Below are 19,588 nucleotides of genomic sequence, written 5' to 3'. Positions count from 1 at the left end.
CCAAGTTATTGGCATCAAACGGCGATTGCATGCTAATTTCACTGGGACCGCTTCCATTCGACCGGAAGCTGGATGTATGACCTCCCTATCGTCAACCATACCTATAAGTCCAAACAGGACGGAGGAAACGCTTATGCGAACTCTATCTAAAGCTGCTGCCGCTTCACTCCTGGCCGTTGCGCTGCCTGCCAGCGCCCAGCAACTGTCTATCGCCACGGGCGGTACCGGTGGCGTTTACTACCCCATCGGCGGCGGTTTCGCCGAGATGATCAACGAGCATATTGAAGGTGCTCAGGCCACCGCCGAAGTGACCGGTGCGTCGGTCGAAAACATGGGGCTGATCATGCGCGGTGACGCCGATATGGCCCTGGCCCTGGCCGACACCGTTTATCAGGCCTATACAGGTACCGGCGACTTTGAAGGCCGCCAGATCGAGAATACCCGTGCGCTGGCGTCGGTATACCCGAATGCCGTGCAGCTGGTCACCCTGGCCGACTCAGACATTGAATCGCTGGCCGATCTTGAAGGCAAGCGGGTTTCCGTGGGTGCACCCGGTAGCGGTACCGAGCTGAATGCGCGCGCCGTACTGGAAGCCAACGGCCTGAGCTATGAAGACTTCACGCCCCAGCGGCTGAACTTCAACGAAACCGCTGACGCCATTCGCGATGGCGATATCGACGCGGGTTTCTGGAGCGTTGGGCCTCCCACCAGTTCCATCATGAACCTGGCCACTACGCGTGACATCCGTATCATCGGCCTTTCCGATGAGGAAGTCGCCAACGCGCGGGAAGCAGTGGAAGTGTTCGCGCCCTACCAGCTCCAGGAAGGTCTCTACGAAGGCATGGACGAAACGGTCCAGACCATCGGCATTCCCAACGTACTGGTGGTCAACTCGGATATGGACGAAGAGCTGGCGTATCAGTTAACCCAGTTGCTGTTCGAGAATACCGACGAACTGATCGCGGTTCATCCGGCGGCGAACGATACCACCGTCGAGTTCACCATGGAGTCCACGCCGGTACCTCTGCATCCGGGCGCCATTCGCTACTTTGAAGAAGTCGACGCCGAGATTCCGGATCGTCTACGTCCCTGATTCTTGCGCAGGCGATCATTATGCAACCATTACGACGCCTGCCTTGGACACTGACGGTAAGGTTAGTCCCGGCCTTTGTGCTGGGGCTAACCGGTTCACCATTAGCCGGAGCGGGGTCCACCTCTGCTCCGGCTAATGCGTCTGAGCTCCTGGTAGTGACCGATGAGCAGGGCGAGCAGCTCTTCCAAACGCCAATGCCCGAGGGCTCGCGCTGGTGCCTGAAATGGCAGCATTCGGTGGAGAAGTTTACGGTCCTGGACTGTTACCGAAATCACGCGGGGGTGATGGAACTGGAACGCAGCCACCAACCCGACTTTGCCGCTGGCCTGGGGCACATTTACGGCCGTGGCGAGCAGGTTTCCGATGGTCAGGGCGGATATTGGATCGAGCACATCGACGAGCCCGTTCCAGGGAATCAGTATGTATTGCGTGTCGGCGCACCTGCCGTTAACCACCGCCTGGTCTGGCAGCGCAATGGACAGGCACACAGCTTCAGCCTGAGCCGCCGGGCAGCCGGCGAGCGGGTAACGCTGGGCCTGACCGAGGCAGCTGACGCCAACGCGAAAAACTAATCAGCCAGATATATCGTCTGACGAGGACTCCATGAGTGAATCAAAACAACCTTCGGTGGTAATGCCCGGCGGCAATGTGGTCCAGCCACGTGCTGTGTTGTGGTGCATTACCATCGTGGCGGTAGGGCTCTCACTGTTTCAACTTTACTCAGCGGGCATCCAGCCGTTGGGCCTGTTTTATCAGCGCAGCATTCACCTGGCGTTGATCATGATGCTGGCCTTTTTGATGTTCCCGGTGTTTGGCGGAGGGCGTCCCAGGGGCATTGTTGGCTGGGGGCTTGATGCGGTGTTTTTTACCGGTGCGTTGATCACTGGCGGCTATCTGGTGCTGTATCTCGATGAGATCATCAATCGGGCCGGTTTCTGGTCCCAGACCGATATCATGGTGGCCTGCATCGCCACGGTAACCGTGCTGGAGGCGAGCCGCCGAGCGGTAGGCCTGAGTATGACCATGATCGGGCTGATTGCGATTCTTTACGCGATGGCAGGGCCACGCGGTGATCTGGCCTGGCTGGGGGAGTGGCTGCCTGGCATCTTGGGGCATCGGGGCTATAGCTTTGACCGTATTGCGGGTCAGCTCTATCTTGGCCAGGAGGGTATTTTCGGTCTGCCGCTGGGCGTGGCCGCGACCTATATCTTTATTTTCGTGCTGTTTGGCGCTTTTCTGGAAAGTACCGGTGCCGGCAAGTTTTTTATCGACATGGCTTACGCGGCGACGGGCCGCCAGCGGGGCGGGCCCGCTAAAGCGGCGGTCTTGGCCTCCGCGGGTATGGGCTCCATTTCTGGCAGTGCAATCGCCAATGTGGTGACCACCGGCGCCTTTACCATTCCGCTCATGAAGCGCCTGGGTTATAAGCCCAAGCAGGCCGGTGGTATCGAGGCGGCTGCTTCCACAGGGGGGCAGATCATGCCGCCGCTGATGGGGGCAGGGGCGTTCTTGATCGCTGAATATACCAATACGCCGTACCTGGAAATCGTCAAGATCAGTATCCTGCCCGCGATTATGTACTTTGCAACGGTTTACCTGTTCGTGCATATCATCGCGCTTAAGCAAGGCATGCAGGGTATGGCCAGAAGCGAGCTGCCCCAGATGCGCCAGGTGATGAAGGATGGCTGGCACTTCCTGCTGCCGCTGGGCGTTCTGGTATGGCTGCTGGCGATGAGCATGTCACCCAGTCGCGTCGGCTTTTATGCGGTCGTCACCATGGTGGCGGTGGCCGTGTTGCGTTATGTGTTGTGGTTCTTCTTTGTGGCCCCTCGCCAGGGTGAAACCGTGACGGCCCACAGCATCAAGGAGATGGCCGCTGCGGGTTTCAAGAAACTTGTGGAAGGTCTGGAGTTGGGGGCGCGCAATGCCGTCGCCGTCTCCATGGCGTGTGCCGTTGCGGGGATCATCGTGGGCATTGTCGGGCTTACCGGCCTGGGGCTTAAGTTCTCGTCGATGATGATGGCGTTTTCAGGCGGCAACATTGTGCTCGCACTCATCATGGTTCTGCTGGCAAGCCTGGTCCTGGGGATGGGGCTGCCGGTCACCGCCAGCTATATCGTGCTGATCGTGCTGGTCGGCCCGGCGCTGACGACAGAGTTCGGGATTCCGCTGCTGGTTGCCCACCTGGTGGTGTTCTGGTATTCCCAGGACTCTAATGTGACGCCGCCCATTGCCCTTGCGGGTTTTGCCGGGGCCGCCATTGCGGGCAGCAAGCCCATGGAAACCAGTTTCCAGTCGTGGAAGTTCGCCAAGGGACTGTATCTGATTCCGCTGTTCATGGTGTTTAACCCGGAGATCATCGTGGGCGGTCCAGTGCCGCTGGTGATCTGGAACGCGGTGATCGCCTTGCTGGCGCTCTGCGCCTTTGCCGCTGCGTTGGAAGGTTACCTGTTCACCCGCATGGGGTGGCTGTCACGTGTGGCGATCGCGGTAGCTATCGTCGGCGTGTTCTACCCCAACCTGATGGCGGAAGTTGCCGGGGTGGTCGTCATGAGCGCGGCGATTATCGCCAACTGGCTGGCCAGTCGCCGGGAGTCTGCTGTCGCGGCCTAGCCTGCTAACGGCCCGATCGATGCAGTGAAAAACCGCCGCATAAAAAAAGGCCTGGCATATCGCCAGGCCTTTTGCGTGGAGTGGGGTTGGCTAGAAAATCGATTCCGCCGTGCCGGAGCCTTGTGAGCCACTGGCCTCTTCCAGTTCACGGCTGATCTGTCTGTTTTGGTAGTCAGGCAGGTGATCCTCATGGAACAGCTCAACGATACCGCCAGACTGGTCGTCGCGCAGGCGACGGCCGCTATCCGGATCAATGCGCGCGGTAATTACCGTATCCGGGCGCTCAGGCAACGCCGGGGGCGTTCCTTCCAGGGCTTGCCCCATAAAGTCGATCCAGATAGGCAACGCTGCCTGGGAACCATACTCGGAGATGGTCTCGTTGCTGTCCTTGCCTACCCAGACGGTGGTGACCAGCTCGTCGTTAAAGCCTGCAAACCAGGCATCACGCTGGCTGTTGGTGGTGCCGGTTTTACCGACGATATCGTCGCGCTCAAGGCTCAGCGCGGCGCGTCCGGTGCCTCTCTCGATCACGTCACGCATCATGTCGCGGAGAATGTACACCGCAGCGGGGTCGGCGACGCGTTTCGCCACAGGGTAGTCGTGGCCGTTTATCTCCACCGTCTCCTGACCGTCTTCACATTCACGGCAGGCCACTTGCGGGTTTGCCTCGTCGATGGTTTCCTCTTCTTCGTCACCTTGGCGAGCGACCCGTTCGATAAACCAGGGGGAGACCTGGAAGCCGCCGTTGGCCAGCACCGAATAGGCATTGGTCATTTCCATCGGTGTTAGCGTTGCGCTGCCCAGTGCCAGCGAAAGACCGTTAGGCAGACGCCCTTCGGCAAAGCCAAAGCCTTTCAAGTATTCAAGCGTGTAGTTGATGCCCATGCTTTGCAGAACGCGGATGGTCACCAGATTGCGTGAGCGGGCCAGCGCCGGGCGAAGGCGCATGGGGCCCTGGAAGTCGCGGCTCGAATTCACCGGGCGCCAGAGCTCGTTGCTGCCGTCATCCATCACCACGGGGGCATCATTGACCACGCTGGCCGCGTTCATCTCGCCGTCTTCAAGGGCGGCAAGGTAGATAAACGGCTTGAAGATGGAACCGGCCTGGCGCTGGGCCTGAATGGCGCGATTGAATTTACTGGCGTTGAAGTCAAAGCCGCCCTGAAGCGCACGAATTGCCCCGGTGCGTGGGTCTTGGGCGACCAGCGAGCCTTCTGCATCGGGTAGTTGCGATAAGCGAAGCTGACCCTCTTCATTTTCAACCACACGGATCATATCGCCACGCACCGCGATCTCCTGCGCCGAGCTGGGTTGGGCACCGCGGCTGCGCGGGCTGAGATAAGGTTGGGCCCAGCTCAAGCCTTCCCAAGGTATCTGGCGTAGTTCGCCGTCAACCAGAACCTCCATTTCCTGGCCGCTGCTCTCGACGACAATCGCTGGCTCCAGCAAGCCATAGCGAGGCGTGCGGTCCAGGACCTGAAGCCAGTTGCTGACATCGCCGTCAATGCCTTCGATTTCAGTTTGGCTTCGCGCGGCCGCCTGGCGGGCGGTTTGGCGAATTTCCGGTGACTCGGCAAGCTCTTCTTCCAGGCCCCGGGTTTCGGTCTCTTCCTGGGCTTCAACCAGGCTTGCGGCAATGTCGCGTTCCTCGGGCCCGCGCCAGCCGTGGCGCCGGTCGTAGGCAATCAAGCCGTTGGCCAGAGTGCGGCGGGCGGTGGGCTGCAACTCGCTGTCGATGGTCGTGTAAATGCGGTAGCCGCCGGTATAGGCATCGTCCCCGAAGCGATCGACGGCGTATTGGCGGGCCATTTCGGCCACGTAGGACGCATCCACTTCCGGCACGGTGGAATGCCGCTCTGCGGTCACCGGCGCTTGAACGGCTTCACGATAGGTCTCTTCGTCGATGTGGCCCAGCTCGCGCATGCGGAACAGAATCCAGTTGCGGCGAATCAGCGAACGTTCAGAGTTGGCCAGGGGGTTAAACGCCGAGGGGGCTTTGGGCAGGCCAGCGATCATGGCGGTTTCGGCCAGCGTCAGTTCATCCGGGGGTCTGTCGTAATAGGTGTCGGCCGCCGCGGCAATCCCGTACGCCCGGTTACCCAGGAAGATTTTGTTTACATAAAGTTCAAAAATTTCTTGTTTGTTTAACACCTGTTCCATCTGCAGGGCGAGCAGTATTTCGCGGATTTTACGCGTGAAGGTTTGGTCCAGCGTCAGCAGATAATTGCGCGCCACCTGCATGGTAATGGTGGAGCCGCCGGACTGGATGGTTCCCCCGCTCTGCATCAGTTCCAGGGAGGCGCGCGCCAGGCCGCGCGGGTCCACGCCCTGGTGGTCGAAGAAACTGGCGTCTTCGGCGGCGGTCAGTGCGTTGATCATCTCATCGGGGATTGCCTCGAAGTCAATTTCGATGCGTCGTTCTTCGCCAAACTCCCCGATCAGGCGCCCGTCGCGGGTCAGGATGCGCAAGGGGGTGTGCAATTCAAAGTTTTGCAACTGACGAACGTCCGGAAGGCCCGGAGCGAAATAGATAGCGGCGCCGACCAGGGCAAGAACGACGGCACCGGTTAGCGAGACCAGAATGCCCAACAGCGACACAATAAGGGTGCGGAGAAACGTCATGAATGGAAAGTACCCGTGGGATGAATAAAAAAGAGACGGTATCTAAACGACCGTATCACGCAACTGGCTGCCATTATAGGAAGCCAAGGCGGCCGCCACCAGTGTTGATGTGCCATCATGCGGCGTGAGTGTGACTCGGCTTAAAATCATGTAACCTCGAGCAACGCGATAGGCAAGCGACTCCGGACCCATAATGCGCTTACTCAAACCTCGTAACGGGTTGATCGGCGTCGATATTACCTCGGCGACTGTCAAGCTGCTTGAACTCAAGAACGCTCATCAGAACTTTCAGGTGCAAAGCTACGCCGTGCGTCCGCTTCGTGAAGGGGCGGTAGTGGAAAGACGCATCCGTGATATCGACGACGTCGCCCAGGTTCTCAGTCGCGCGGTAGAACATGCCAGCCCGTCAACGCGTAAAGCGGCGGTGGCCGTACCTGCGAGCGCGGCGATCACCAAAACGCTCAGCTTTCCGCGATCACTCAGTGAAGACGATATTGAAGCCCGCATCATCGCCGAGTCAGACCGGCATATTCCGTTTCCGTTCAATGAGGTGGCGTTTGATTTTGAGTGCCTGGGGCCATCGCCATTTGACGATGACCGTCAGCAGGTGGTGCTGGTGGCCTGCCGCCAGCAGGATGTAAGCCAGTTAACCGAGACCCTCGAGCGCGCCGGGCTCGAGCCCGCCGCCGTTGAAGTTGAAACCTTTGCCATGGAGCGATCGTTTGAAGTGCTGCGCCGCCAGCTTCATGTTCAGGACGACCCCGACGCCTGCGTCGGCCTGGTGGATATCGGGGCCAATATGAACGCTTTTCACGTCGTGCGCGGTGGGCACATCGTCTACAGCCGTGACACGGTCTTTGGTGGCCGCCAACTGACCGATGCCATCCGCGACCGTTACCAATTAAGTATGGAGGAGGCCGGTTTTGCCAAAAAACGCGGCGGCCTGCCCGATGACTATCCTGACAGCGTGCTTAACCCGTTTTTGGAAACGGTCGTACAGCAGGTGGGCCGCTCACTCCAGCTTTACTACACCGCAGGGCGTCAACATGAGGTTCAGCATATTGTTCTGGCCGGTGGGTCGAGCGTAATTCCTGGCTTGGCAGAGCGTATCGCTGAAGATAGTGGCATGAACGTGACGATCGCCAACCCCTTCCAGGCCATGGCGGTCAACAAGCGCCTGGATGTCGAAGCGCTCACCAACGATGCCCCGGCGATGCTGACTGCAGGCGGCCTGGCCATGAGGGTTGGGCAATGAGCATCACCATCAACCTGTTACCCTGGCGTGAGGAGCAGCGCGAACGGCGCACGCGGCGTTTTTACTACTTTATGGTGCTGATGTTGTTGTTAGGCGTCGCACTCGGCTGGGGCATCGCCAAGTTTTATTCAATGCAACTGGCTGCCCAGCAACAGCGCAATGCGTTTATTGAGGCTCAAACCCGCGAGCTGACAGCGGATATTGGCAACCTGGAGCGCTATAAGGCGGACGCCCTGCGGCTCGGTGAGCAACTGGTGTTGTTCCAAACGCTGCAAACACAGCGGGCCAGCACCGTTGAGCTGTTCAATGCACTCGCTAGCAGCGTCGCCAGCGGTGTGGTCTACCAGCAGGTGTCGCGCAACGGTGCCCAGGTCAGCATCGAAGGGGTCGCGGCCAGCGAACGGCAGGTGTCCGAGCAGTTACGCCGAGTGGCTGACAGTCGGGCGTTTGGCGTGCCATCGCTATCGGAAGTCGAGAGTGACGCTGAGGGTGGCGGCCGACAGTTCCGCTTCGATGTTGAGCAACCCTCACTGTCGGCTTCCGCCGAGGAGCAGCCATGATCTGGAAGCGGGCGCGTTGGGCGCAGGAATGGCAACAGCTGCGCGATGTCGATTGGCGAGACCTGGATGTGAAAGAAGCCGGTGGCTGGCCATTGCTGCTCAAAGCGCTTTGCGGTGGGCTGGCCTTGCTGGTGGCTGTATTGATAATGGAATGGTTGATTATCGGCGAGCGGCGCGCCGAGTTGGCCAGTGCGCAGCAGCAAGAATCGCGCTTGCTTGGCGACTACCGTCGGCAGTCAGGTGAAGCGGCTCAATTGCCCAAGATACGCGAGCAGCTTGCCACGCTGGAAGACCAAATGGCGCGTGTGCGCGCCATCCTGCCCACCGGTGCGGAGATTCCATCGTTGCTCGATAGTATTAGCGATGCCGCGGTGGATAACCGGCTGACAATCGAAACCATTCGTCTGCGTCCCACGGTTACCCAGCCCCACTATGTGGAGCAGCCGCTGGATATACAGGTACGCGGCGACTTTCATCAGATTGCCCGTTTCGCCGCCGACATTGCCTCGTTATCCCGGCTTGTGACCCAGCACGACTTCACGTTGGCGCCCGTCGATACCACTGGGGACAGCCTGCGGCTTTCCTTGCTGGCGCGCACCTACCGAGATCGGGAGGAGGCTCCATGACGTCGTGGGTTCGCCGAGGGTTAGTCGCTGGATGGCTAGCGGGGTTTCTCCTGTTGACGGGCTGCGCGGATCCAGCGCTGTCGCAACTGGAGGCAACCCTTGACGATATACGGCAAACCTCCAGCAGTGAGCCGGTCATGGTGATTCCGTATGTGCCGCTTTACCCTGCACAACGCTATCAGCACAGCGAGGCGCGCAGCCCCTTTTTGCCGCCACAATCGACACAGGACAGCGCGTACGGGGCGGCGGGTGAAAATGGCCCCGACCCGCAACGACCTGCCGAACCACTGGAGCGCTTTTCACTGCAAGAGCTTCAGCTGGTTGGCACGATACGCATGGACGGTCGGCGAGTGGCCATGATTGCGACACCTGAGGGTGAGGTGGTTAACGTCAGGGAAGGTCATTATATGGGCACAAATTATGGTCGCATTGTTGCCATATCAGCTCAGGAGATTGAGATTCGCGAACGCGTCTACACCCAGCAAAATGGCTGGCAGACACGTCCTGCTTCGCTCACTATTGTCGATGAGCGCTAAATGATGACGGGCATGCGCATCACGCAGCGACCCAAAGCAAGTGGATGGAGACCCATGGCAAACACCTTGGTAAGCCGTTTTCGGCAAAGCATGCTGGCCGCAATGATGCTACTTCCCGGTTGGGCGGTGGCGTCGGTGCTCACCGATCTCGAGGTGCGTGAAACGCAAGGCGGCGACGTGGCGTTGGAGTTGCGTTTCAGCGGTGAGGTGCCTGAGCTCAATGGCTACCCGCTGACGAACCCGCCGCGTTTGGCACTGGATCTGGCGGATACCCAAAACGGCCTGACCGAGCGTCGGACACGCGTTGACCTGGGGGGCGTTGAGGGCATTACCGCGCTGGAAGGCAGTGGTCGCACGCGCCTTGTGCTGGACCTGGAGGCGCCTCGCCAGTTTCGTTCATCGGTGTCCGGTGACCGGCTGACCGTGACCCTGGCGGCCGCTGGGGCATCGAATGAGCTGCCTGTCGAACGCCTTGAAACAGCGCAGGGGCCCCAGGTGCAGGATATTGACTTTCAACGCGGTGAAAGTGGTGCAGGGCGCTTGTTGGTGACCTTTGATCGCGACAGCGTCAGCCCCAAGGTGCGCGAGGGTGGACGTAATGAGGTGATTGTCGAACTCGGGCAGGTGACGGTGCCCGACGCCCTCAATCAGGTCTATGACGTGACGGATTTTGCCACGCCGATCTCGCGTATCACGCCGCGCCGCGGGCAACGCGGCAGTGAGCTGGTGCTCACCACCGATGGCCCCTATGCCATGGTGTCATCGCAGTCAGGCGATCAGTTGACGGTGGAAGTCCAGCCTGTCAGCGAAGTCCCGCAGCAGGCGCGTGTGGATCAAGGCGAGGAATATACTGGCGAGCGGTTGAGTCTTAACTTTCAGGATATTGAAGTGCGCGCCGTGCTTGCCACGCTCGCCGATTTTACCGGCTTGAACCTGGTGGCCAGCGATAGCGTCAGCGGACGGGTAACGCTCAATCTTAACGATGTGCCCTGGGACCAGGCGCTGGACCTGATCCTCCAGAGCCAGGGGCTTTCCAGTCGTGAAAAGGGCAATGTGATTGTGGTGGCGCCGGCGAGCGAACTGGCTGAACTAGAGCGCCAGGAACTGGAAGCCCGCAATCAGCAGGAAACGCTGGCACCGCTTGTAACAGAGTTTATTGAAGTGAAGTACGCCCGTGCCGAAGACCTGTCGCAACTGCTGCGTGGCGGTGAAGGTTTCGGTCTGCTCACCGAGCGAGGCCGGGTCAGCGTTGACCAACGCACCAACACGCTGCTGGTTCAGGACACCCCGGATCAAGTGCGCGAAATCGTGCGCACGCTGGACCGCCTGGATGTAGCCGTTCGCCAGGTGCAGATTGAAGCCCGCATCGTGATCGCCCGTGATACGGCTTCCCGCGAGCTGGGCATCAACTGGGGGGCGTCCAGCACCCGCGGATTTCAGGATGGCGGTGACGGCACATTCGAACGCCGCGATATCAATCCCGATGGGCTAAACCGCGCTCGCGGCGGGCTGGCGGTTGATTTTGGCGATACCTCCGACGCCGGTGCCGGGTTCAGCTTTGGCTACCTGGCCGGTGATGTATTGCTCGATCTTGAGCTGCGCGCCCTGGAAAGTGAGGGCAAGAGCCAGACCATTTCACAGCCCAAGATCATTACCGCCAATCAGCGCACCGCTACCATCAGCCAGGGCGAGGAGCGTGCCTTCCAGAGTGTTGACGGTAACGATAATCCGGATACCGAGTTCAAGGAGGCCGAGCTATCGCTTGAGGTCACCCCGCAGATTACGCCGGATAACCGCATCATCATGGATCTGTTGATTCGCAATGACAGCTTCCGGGAGTCCGAGTTTGGGGGGGAACCGCCGATAGACACCAATGAAATCGAGACCCAGGTACTGGTCGATAATGGGCAAACCGTGGTGCTGGGCGGTATTTTAACCACCGAGGAGCTGCGTCAAGTCGCCAAAACACCGCTGCTCGGCGATATTCCCTTGCTGGGTCGACTGTTTCGCTATACCGAAGAGAGCAATGAAAAGGTAGAGTTGTTAGTCTTTATTACACCACGACTTCTTGATGATGGCTTAACGGTTCGCTAATGCAGGATTTACCCAACCTTTTTCTGATTGGCCCCATGGGGGCTGGCAAAAGCACGATTGGTCGACTGCTGGCAGCCGAACTATCGCGCGACTTTTTTGATAGCGACCACGCCATTCAAGCGCGCTGCGGGGCCGATATCCCGTGGATTTTTGATGTGGAAGGCGAGCAGGGCTTTCGCCAGCGTGAGATTCACATGATCGACGAGCTGACCCAACGCCATCCCGTGGTTGTGGCGACTGGCGGTGGCGCGGTGCTGCGCGAGGAAAACCGCCGCGCGCTCCGCGAGCGGGGCACGGTAGTGTACCTGTTGACCACTGTCGATCAGCAGCTCCGGCGCACGGCGAAAGACCGCAACCGCCCGCTGTTGCAGTGTGCTGACCGCGAGAAGGTGCTGAACGATATGTTCGCCGCCCGTGACCCGCTTTATCGCGCCACGTCGGATATTACCGTGCGTACCGACCGGCGCAGCCCGCGCGCGGTGGTCAACGAAATTGTGCGTCGCGTCCGGCGCCTGGTCGACCCTCTTGAATCCATAAATTCGTCAAACAAGGTATCCCCATGACCGCAGTTGACGGCGTACAGCGTACGCTTGAGGTGGCGCTCGGCGAGCGCAGCTATCCGATCCTTATTGGTACAGGGCTTGTAGGCAGGCCCGATATGCTGACGCCGTATCTGGCCGGCCAGCAGGTAATGGTGGTCACCAATGAAACCATTGCCCCGCTGTATCTGGAACGTCTCTGCGATAGCCTGCCGGATGATCTGGAGGTGCGCACGCTAGTGCTACCCGATGGCGAACAGTACAAGACCATCGAGCAGGTAGAGCGTATCTGGAGTGCGCTGTTGGAAGCGGGGTTTAATCGTCGCTGCACCCTGATAGCGCTGGGCGGTGGGGTCATTGGCGACATGGTCGGCTACGCGGCCGCCGCCTACCAGCGTGGCGTGGCGTTCATCCAGGTGCCGACCACGCTGCTGTCCCAGGTGGACTCCTCGGTGGGCGGCAAAACCGGCGTCAATCACCCGCTGGGTAAGAACATGATCGGCGCCTTCTGGCAACCCAAGGCCGTGCTGGTCGATATCGACACGCTCACCACGCTGCCCGCGAGGGAGTTGTCAGCGGGACTCGCGGAGGTGGTCAAATACGGTTTCATCCGTGATGAAACCTTCCTGGCCTGGCTGGAAGCCAACATGACGGCTTTACGCCGCGTGGAGCCCGAGGTGATTGCCGAGGCCATCGCCCGAAGCTGCCTGATAAAAGCGGATATCGTCGCTGAGGATGAAACCGAGCAGGGCGTTCGCGCGCTGCTCAACCTGGGCCACACCTTTGGCCACGCCATTGAAGCGCACCAGGGCTATGGTAACTGGTTGCACGGCGAAGCCGTAGGCGCGGGGATGGCCATGGCCGCGACGCTCTCCCATGAGCTGGGCTGGATTTCGGCGGCGGATCGCGAACGCAGCCTGGCGGTGATCAAGAGCGCCGACTTGCCTGTTCATGCACCGGCAAGCATGTCGAGTGACGACTTTCTTGCCCGCATGCGGCTGGACAAGAAGAATATCGATACCCGCTTGCGCCTGGTGCTGCTTGAGGCGTTGGGCAGTGCCTGCGTCAGCGATGCGGTGCCGCCTGACCAATTAAAAACCCTGCTCGATCAATATCCGCGACGCTAGCCGCTGATTTCCCGTTGTATTGCACCTAAAAACACCCCGCTTCGACTAAGCGGGGTGTTTTTAGGTGTGCGCAATAAAGGTTTCTGTTTTAGCTAATCCGCATGCCTTATGCAGTATCGGCATGGCTAAAAAGCGCCTTATTAGACTAAAGTCTAGGCATTGGAGTGTTTCGTTAAAATAGCGTTTTCCTGCGCTGCAAGTGCTTGAAGGATATCGTTTTTTTAATTGATCGGTTGTGCAACTACAGGATTTGGAAAGGGTTTTGAAGGCTCAGGAGGTGAGGAAAGATTGCGCAAAGCGGCTGCAAATCGCTATGCTGACCGGCCATTTTCCAATGGTAGCGAAGGCAAAAGCCGACCTCCAACAGGCCGGTTATCACCACTAAAAAAATCAACAACCCGCCTTTTTATCACAACCCCGCTACCAAAAAAACACGCTGACTAGAGGCACGCCCATGAATAGAGGTCTTCACCAGCCCGGCGAGTTTCGCGACAACTGCGGCTTTGGCCTGATTGCCCATATGGAAGGGCAGGCCAGCCACGACCTGTTGAAAACCGCGATCGAGTCCCTTACCTGCATGACGCACCGGGGGGGGATCGCCGCTGACGGTAAAACCGGCGATGGCTGCGGGCTGTTGCTTAAAATGCCCACTCACTTCATGCAGGCGGTGGCCAAGGACGCCTTGGGCGTTGAGCTGGGCGAGCGTTTTGCCGTTGGGGTTGTGTTTCTGCCCGATGATGACAAGCGGGCTGCACGTGGACGCGATGCACTTGAAGACGCGCTCAAGGCACGCGGCCTGAACGTGATCGGCTGGCGCGATGTGCCCACCGACGCCAGCGTGTGCGGGCCGATGTCGCTCGATTGCCTGCCGCGTATCAGGCAGGTCTTTGTGCAGCCGGGTAGCGGTGAGCACTTTGATGTTGACCTTTTCATGGGGCGCCGTCATGCCGAACAGGCGATGCGCGACGACGAAGACTTTTATGTTGCTTCGCTGTCGTCCGAAGTGGTGTCGTATAAAGGGCTGGTAATGCCCGAAGATCTGCCGGCTTTCTATACAGACCTCAACGACCCGCGCCTGGAAACGGCCATTTGCGTCTTCCACCAGCGTTTCTCGACCAATACCGCACCGCGCTGGCCGCTTGCCCAACCGTTCCGCCTGCTGGCGCACAACGGCGAGATCAACACCATTCAAGCCAACCGCGGTTGGGCGAACTCGCGTAAAGCGAACTTCGTTAACGAGCGCCTGCCGGATATCGCCGAACTGGATGAAATCGTCAATACCACCGGTTCAGACTCCTCCAGCATGGATAACATGCTGGAAGTGCTGCTGACCGGTGGCATGGAACTACACCGCGCAGTGCGCATGATGGTGCCGCCGGCCTGGCAGAACGTCGAAACCATGGACGCCGAGTTGCGTGGCTTCTATGAATACAACTCCATGCATATGGAGCCGTGGGACGGCCCGGCAGGCGTGGTGATGACCGACGGGCGCCAGGCAGTGTGTATGCTCGACCGTAACGGCCTGCGTCCTGCGCGCTGGGTGATTACCAAGAATGGCTATATCACCCTGGCGTCGGAAATCGGCACTTACGGCTACAAGCCGGAAGATGTGGTGGCCAAAGGGCGTGTGGGACCCGGCCAGATGCTGGCGGTGGATACCCATACCGGTGAGGTGCTGCATACCGAGGACATCGACAATCGGCTGAAGTCGGCGTATCCGTACAAGCGCTGGCTGAAGCAGGAAGCCAACTACCTGGAATCGGCGCTGACCGAGTTGGCGCGTTTCCAGAACATGGATGGTAATGCACTGAACGTGCAGCAGAAGATGTTCCAGGTCAGCTTTGAAGAGCGCGACCAGGTGCTGCGTCCGTTGGCTGAAAGCGGTCAGGAGGCGGTAGGTTCAATGGGCGATGATACGCCCATGGCGGTGCTGTCCAGCCGTCCGCGGCTGCTGACGGATTACTTCCGCCAGAAGTTTGCCCAGGTGACCAACCCGGCCATCGATCCGCTACGTGAGGCGATCGTCATGTCGCTGGAAACCTGTTGTGGCGCCGAGCTGAATGTTTTCAAAGCGACCCCGGAACATGCCCACCGGCTGATCTTGACCACGCCGGTGCTGTCGCCGCGCAAATTTACCGCCCTGGTCAGTCAGGATGATCCGGCATTTGCCAGTCATACCCTGTCGCTGGGCTATGACCCCGAGCAGCAGTCGCTCAAACAAGCACTGACGGCGCTTTGCCAGGAAGCCGAAACGCAGGTGCGGGCCGGTAAAGTCCTGCTGGTGTTGACGGATGCCGACTTGCCCAAAGGCAAGCTGCCGATTCAGGCAGTCCTGGCGGTAGGGGCGGTTCATACCCATCTGGGCCGGCTTGCCCTGCGCCCCAACGCCAATATTGTGGTCGAGACCGGCTACGCCAGGGATGCCCACCAGATGGCCGTGCTGTTCGGCGTGGGCGCGACGGCGGTCTACCCATGGCTTGCCTATCAGGTGATGGCGGATATGCACCGCACCGGCGAACTGACCGGCAACCCGGCAGACGCGCGGGAAAACTACCGTAAAGGCCTGCAGAAGGGGCTGTTCAAGATCCTCTCCAAGATGGGCATCTCGACACTGGCGTCTTACCGCGGTTCGATGCTGTTTGAAGCTGTCGGCCTCGACGACGACATCATGCAGATGTGCTTCCCGGGCATGGCGTCGCGCATCCAGGGCACTGGCTTTGCCGAGCTGCAAATGCAGCAGGCATTGCTGGCCAAAGACGCCTGGATTCCCCGCAAGGGCATCACCCAGGGCGGCTTGTTCAAGTACGTTCATAACCACGAGTATCACGCCTATAACCCTGACGTGGTGATGACGCTTCAGGCCGCTGTCCAGGAAGGCAGCTACGCCAAGTGGAAGAAATTCGCCCAGTTGGTCAACGAGCGGCCGGTGGCGACAATCCGCGACCTGCTGGCCCTCAAGCCTGCTGAAACGCCGATTCCGCTGGATGACGTCGAGCCGGTTGAAGACCTGCTGCCGCGCTTCGACAGCGCGGGCATGTCGCTGGGGGCGCTGTCGCCGGAGGCCCACGAAGCACTTGCCCAGGCGATGAACGAGGAAGGTGGCCGCTCCAACTCCGGCGAGGGCGGCGAAGACCCGGCGCGCTACGGCACGATTCGCAGCTCGAAAATCAAGCAGATTGCCTCTGGCCGTTTTGGGGTAACGCCTCACTACCTGGTCAATGCGGAAGTCCTGCAGATCAAGGTCGCCCAGGGCGCCAAGCCTGGTGAGGGTGGTCAGTTGCCTGGCGGCAAGGTCAATCAGCTGATTGCGCGGCTGCGCTACTCGGTGCCCGGCGTGACGCTGATTTCGCCGCCGCCGCACCACGACATCTACTCGATCGAAGATCTGGCGCAGTTGATTTTTGACCTCAAGCAGGTCAATCCGGACGCCCAGGTATCGGTCAAGCTGGTGTCCGAGCCGGGTATCGGCACTATCGCGACAGGGGTTGCCAAGGCCTACGCCGACCTGATTACCGTGTCCGGCTATGATGGTGGTACGGCCGCAAGTCCCCTGACCTCGATCAAGCACGCCGGGTCACCCTGGGAGCTGGGGCTGCCGGAAGTCCATCAGGCGCTGCGTATCAACAGTTTGCGTGACAAGATCCGCCTGCAGACCGACGGCGGTCTGAAGACCGGCTTGGACGTGGTCAAGGCGGCGATCCTTGGCGCGGAAAGCTTCGGTTTCGGTACCGCGCCGATGGTCGCGCTGGGCTGTAAATACCTGCGCATCTGTCACCTGAACAACTGTGCCACCGGTGTCGCCACCCAGGATGACTTCCTGCGCGGCGAGCACTTCCGCGGTACCGTGGACATGGTCAAGAACTATTTCCGCTTTATCGCCGAAGAAGTGCGTGAGTTGATGGCCATGCTGGGTGTGACCAAACTCACCGATCTGATCGGCCGTACCGACCTGCTCGACGTGCTGGAAGGCAATACCGCCTCCCAGCGCAAGCTGGATTTGACGCCGCTGCTGACCAACGACTTCGTGCCCGCGGATGCGCCCCAGTTCTGCAAGGTGAGCCGTAACGTGCCCCACGATCCGGGTGCCAAAAACCAGGAAGTGTTGGCGGCACTGAAAGACGCCATAGAAAACCAGTCGGGTGGCGAGTTTGATTTCACCATTACCAACTGTGACCGTAGTGTCGCCGCGCTGACATCCGGCGCGATTGCCAAGCGCTACGGTGAAGAAGGCCTGGAAAACGCGCCGATCACCGCGCGCTTTACCGGCGTTGCCGGGCAGAGCTTCGGGGTGTGGAACGCCCGTGGCCTGAACCTGTATCTCGAAGGCGATGCCAACGACTACGTGGGTAAAGGCATGAACGGTGGCAGCATTGTGATTGTGCCGCCGAAAGTCAGTGAATTCGAAAGCCACAAAACGGCGATTATCGGCAACACCTGCCTGTATGGCGCGACCGGCGGCAAGCTGTTTGCGGCGGGTACGGCGGGTGAGCGTTTCGGGGTACGTAACTCCGGGGCGACGGCCGTTATCGAAGGCGCGGGCGACCACTGTTGCGAATACATGACCGGTGGCCTGGTCTGCGTCCTCGGTGAGACCGGGGTGAACTTCGGCGCCGGCATGACAGGCGGGTTTGCCTACGTGCTGGATGAAGAGCGCACCTTTGTAGACAAGTACAACCATGAACTGGTTGAGATTCACCGTGTTAACACCGAAGCGATGGAGGCGTATCGTCGCCACCTGCGCGAAATGATTGAGGCCTACGTAGCAGCGACAGGATCAGCGCGTGGGGCGGCTATTTTGGAAGACTTCAGCGACTACGCGCGTCACTTCTGGCTGGTAAAGCCCAAGGCCGCAAGCCTGGGTAGCCTGCTGGATCAGTCTCGGCGTCAGCCGGAATAACCGTTTTATGCCCCTATCGCTGACAGGAGAGAGATCATGGCCAACCGTTTGAATAACGATTTCCAGTTTGTGGATGTGGGTCGTCAGGACCCGCAGAAAAAAGATGCGCGTAAGCGTTCCAAAGAATTTGCTGAAATCTACGAGCCCTACAAGCCTACCGACGCGGCCAGCCAGGCACACCGCTGTCTGCACTGTGGCAATCCGTACTGCGAGTGGAAGTGCCCGGTACACAACTACATACCCAACTGGCTGCAGCTGGTGGTGGAAGGCAATATTATCGAGGCCGCCGAGCTTTCGCACAAAACCAACTCGCTGCCCGAAGTGTGTGGTCGTGTGTGCCCCCAGGACCGTCTGTGCGAGGGCGACTGCACGCTCAACGATGGCTTTGGCGCGGTGACCATTGGATCGATCGAGAAGTACATTACCGATACGGCCTTTGCCATGGGCTGGCGTCCGGATATGTCGCAGGTGACCTGGACGGACAAGAAAGTGGCGATTGTGGGGGCAGGACCTGCAGGTCTTGGCTGCGCCGATATCCTGGCACGCAATGGTGTCAAGCCGGTGGTGTTCGACAAGTACCCTGAAATCGGCGGCTTGCTGACGTTCGGTATTCCCGAGTTCAAGCTGGAAAAGAACGTCATGGAGCGTCGCCGTGCGGTCTTTGAAGAGATGGGCGTCGAGTTCCGGCTGAATACCGAGATCGGTACCGACGTTGAGTTTGAAACGCTGCTCCAGGACTACGATGCCGTTTTCCTGGGTATGGGCACTTACAAGTACATGGAAGGAGGCTTCCCGGGCGAAGATCTGCCGGGTGTTTATAAAGCGCTCGACTTCCTGATTGCCAACGTCAATCGCTGCCTGGGCTTTGAAAAAGATCCCAACGATTACATCTCAATGGAAGGCAAGCGCGTGGTGGTCCTGGGCGGTGGTGATACCGCAATGGACTGCAACCGCACCTCGATTCGTCAGGGAGCGGCGAGCGTGACCTGCGCCTATCGCCGTGATGAAGGCAACATGCCGGGGTCACGCAAGGAAGTTGCCAATGCCCGGGAAGAAGGCGTCGAGTTTCTGTTCAACCGTCAGCCGGTCGCCGTGGTCGGTGACGACAAGGTCGAAGGCGTGAAGGTGGTGCGTACGCGTCTGGGCGAGCCGGATGAAAACGGTCGCCAGCGCCCTGAAGTAGTGCCGGGCTCGGAAGAGATTGTTCCCGCCGATGCGGTGGTTGTTGCCTTCGGTTTCCAGGCAAGCCCCGCGCCCTGGTTCGACCCGGCCAATATCCAGGTCGATGAGCGCGACCGTGTCACCGCGCCGGAGCACGGCCAATACGCCTTCCAGACCAGCAACGAGAAAATCTTTGCCGGCGGCGATATGGTGCGCGGCTCTGACCTGGTGGTCACCGCCATCTACGAAGGCCGTCAGGCAGCGGAAGGCATGCTGGATTATCTGGGCGTTTAATTCGGATTCCAGCATCGGACTTGTCGGGCGATCGGGCTGTCTACGGGAAATCCTCTTCGGTGCCTTGATGATTGCTGATCGCCCAATGAATTGGGCTCCTTGTGTCTCTCAAGAGGGAATGATTAGCTACCATTCTCTCTGGCCAGAAGGGTAACCCGTTGGGCTCCTGAT

At 59.6% G+C, this 19,588-nt stretch carries 13 protein-coding genes; 12 read left to right on the top strand and 1 reads right to left on the bottom strand.

Annotated elements, in window-relative coordinates:
* Positions 1 to 133 precede the first annotated feature (133 nt).
* The 3 genes from R3F64_RS12205 to R3F64_RS12195 are packed head-to-tail and all read left to right on the top strand — an operon-like array spanning position 134 to position 3,706.
* Positions 134 to 1,093 (top strand): TAXI family TRAP transporter solute-binding subunit, encoded by a 960-nt coding sequence (locus tag R3F64_RS12205; protein WP_085919597.1) that lies wholly within the window; start codon positions 134 to 136, stop codon positions 1,091 to 1,093.
* Positions 1,094 to 1,113: 20 nt separating this feature from the next.
* Positions 1,114 to 1,665, top strand: a complete 552-nt coding sequence (locus R3F64_RS12200) for a DUF1850 domain-containing protein (protein WP_199284686.1) — start codon at positions 1,114 to 1,116, stop codon at positions 1,663 to 1,665.
* Between the two features lie 31 nt (positions 1,666 to 1,696).
* A complete protein-coding gene (locus R3F64_RS12195) occupies positions 1,697 to 3,706 on the top strand; it encodes a TRAP transporter permease (RefSeq protein WP_085919595.1) in 2,010 nt (669 codons plus the stop codon).
* Positions 3,707 to 3,796: 90 nt separating this feature from the next.
* Here the strand turns inward: R3F64_RS12195 and R3F64_RS12190 are convergent, their stop codons facing one another.
* Positions 3,797 to 6,328: a penicillin-binding protein 1A gene (locus R3F64_RS12190; protein ID WP_332611683.1), complete on the bottom strand. Its 2,532-nt coding sequence runs from the start codon at positions 6,326 to 6,328 to the stop codon at positions 3,797 to 3,799.
* A 193-nt stretch (positions 6,329 to 6,521) separates the two neighbouring features.
* Between R3F64_RS12190 and pilM the strand changes: the two genes are divergently transcribed.
* The 9 genes from pilM (at position 6,522) to R3F64_RS12145 (ending at position 19,417) form a co-directional block, all read left to right on the top strand.
* Positions 6,522 to 7,583 carry a type IV pilus assembly protein PilM gene (gene pilM / locus R3F64_RS12185; RefSeq protein ID WP_085919593.1) on the top strand — a complete coding sequence of 354 codons (1,062 nt, stop codon included), beginning with the start codon at positions 6,522 to 6,524 and terminating at the stop codon, positions 7,581 to 7,583.
* Positions 7,580 to 8,143 (top strand): PilN domain-containing protein, encoded by a 564-nt coding sequence (locus R3F64_RS12180; RefSeq protein WP_199284688.1) that lies wholly within the window; start codon positions 7,580 to 7,582, stop codon positions 8,141 to 8,143. Before pilM ends, R3F64_RS12180 begins: the two co-directional genes overlap by 4 nt.
* Positions 8,140 to 8,769, top strand: coding sequence for a type 4a pilus biogenesis protein PilO (locus R3F64_RS12175; RefSeq protein ID WP_085919591.1), 630 nt, complete (start codon positions 8,140 to 8,142; stop codon positions 8,767 to 8,769). The genes R3F64_RS12180 and R3F64_RS12175 overlap by 4 nt, the downstream gene beginning before the upstream one ends.
* Positions 8,766 to 9,305, top strand: a complete 540-nt coding sequence (locus R3F64_RS12170) for a pilus assembly protein PilP (protein ID WP_199284689.1) — start codon at positions 8,766 to 8,768, stop codon at positions 9,303 to 9,305. Before R3F64_RS12175 ends, R3F64_RS12170 begins: the two co-directional genes overlap by 4 nt.
* Positions 9,306 to 9,359: 54 nt before the next feature.
* A complete protein-coding gene (pilQ, locus tag R3F64_RS12165) occupies positions 9,360 to 11,399 on the top strand; it encodes a type IV pilus secretin family protein (RefSeq protein WP_199284690.1) in 2,040 nt (679 codons plus the stop codon).
* Complete coding sequence (gene aroK / locus R3F64_RS12160) at positions 11,399 to 11,962, top strand: shikimate kinase AroK (protein WP_066321297.1); 564 nt, start codon at positions 11,399 to 11,401, stop codon at positions 11,960 to 11,962. Before pilQ ends, aroK begins: the two co-directional genes overlap by 1 nt.
* Positions 11,959 to 13,065, top strand: a complete 1,107-nt coding sequence (aroB, locus tag R3F64_RS12155; protein ID WP_332611677.1) for a 3-dehydroquinate synthase — start codon at positions 11,959 to 11,961, stop codon at positions 13,063 to 13,065. The genes aroK and aroB overlap by 4 nt, the downstream gene beginning before the upstream one ends.
* 454 nt (positions 13,066 to 13,519) lie before the next feature.
* Positions 13,520 to 17,962, top strand: coding sequence for a glutamate synthase large subunit (gene gltB / locus R3F64_RS12150; RefSeq protein ID WP_332611675.1), 4,443 nt, complete (start codon positions 13,520 to 13,522; stop codon positions 17,960 to 17,962).
* 36 nt (positions 17,963 to 17,998) lie between these two features.
* Positions 17,999 to 19,417 carry an FAD-dependent oxidoreductase gene (locus R3F64_RS12145; RefSeq protein WP_085919586.1) on the top strand — a complete coding sequence of 473 codons (1,419 nt, stop codon included), beginning with the start codon at positions 17,999 to 18,001 and terminating at the stop codon, positions 19,415 to 19,417.
* Positions 19,418 to 19,588: the final 171 nt, after the last annotated feature.

It is taken from the genome of Halomonas sp. 5021 (genome assembly GCF_036663435.1).
Lineage (GTDB): Bacteria > Pseudomonadota > Gammaproteobacteria > Pseudomonadales > Halomonadaceae > Vreelandella > Vreelandella janggokensis.
Note: the sequence above shows the minus strand (reverse complement) of the source record. Positions and strands in the feature narration are given on the sequence as shown.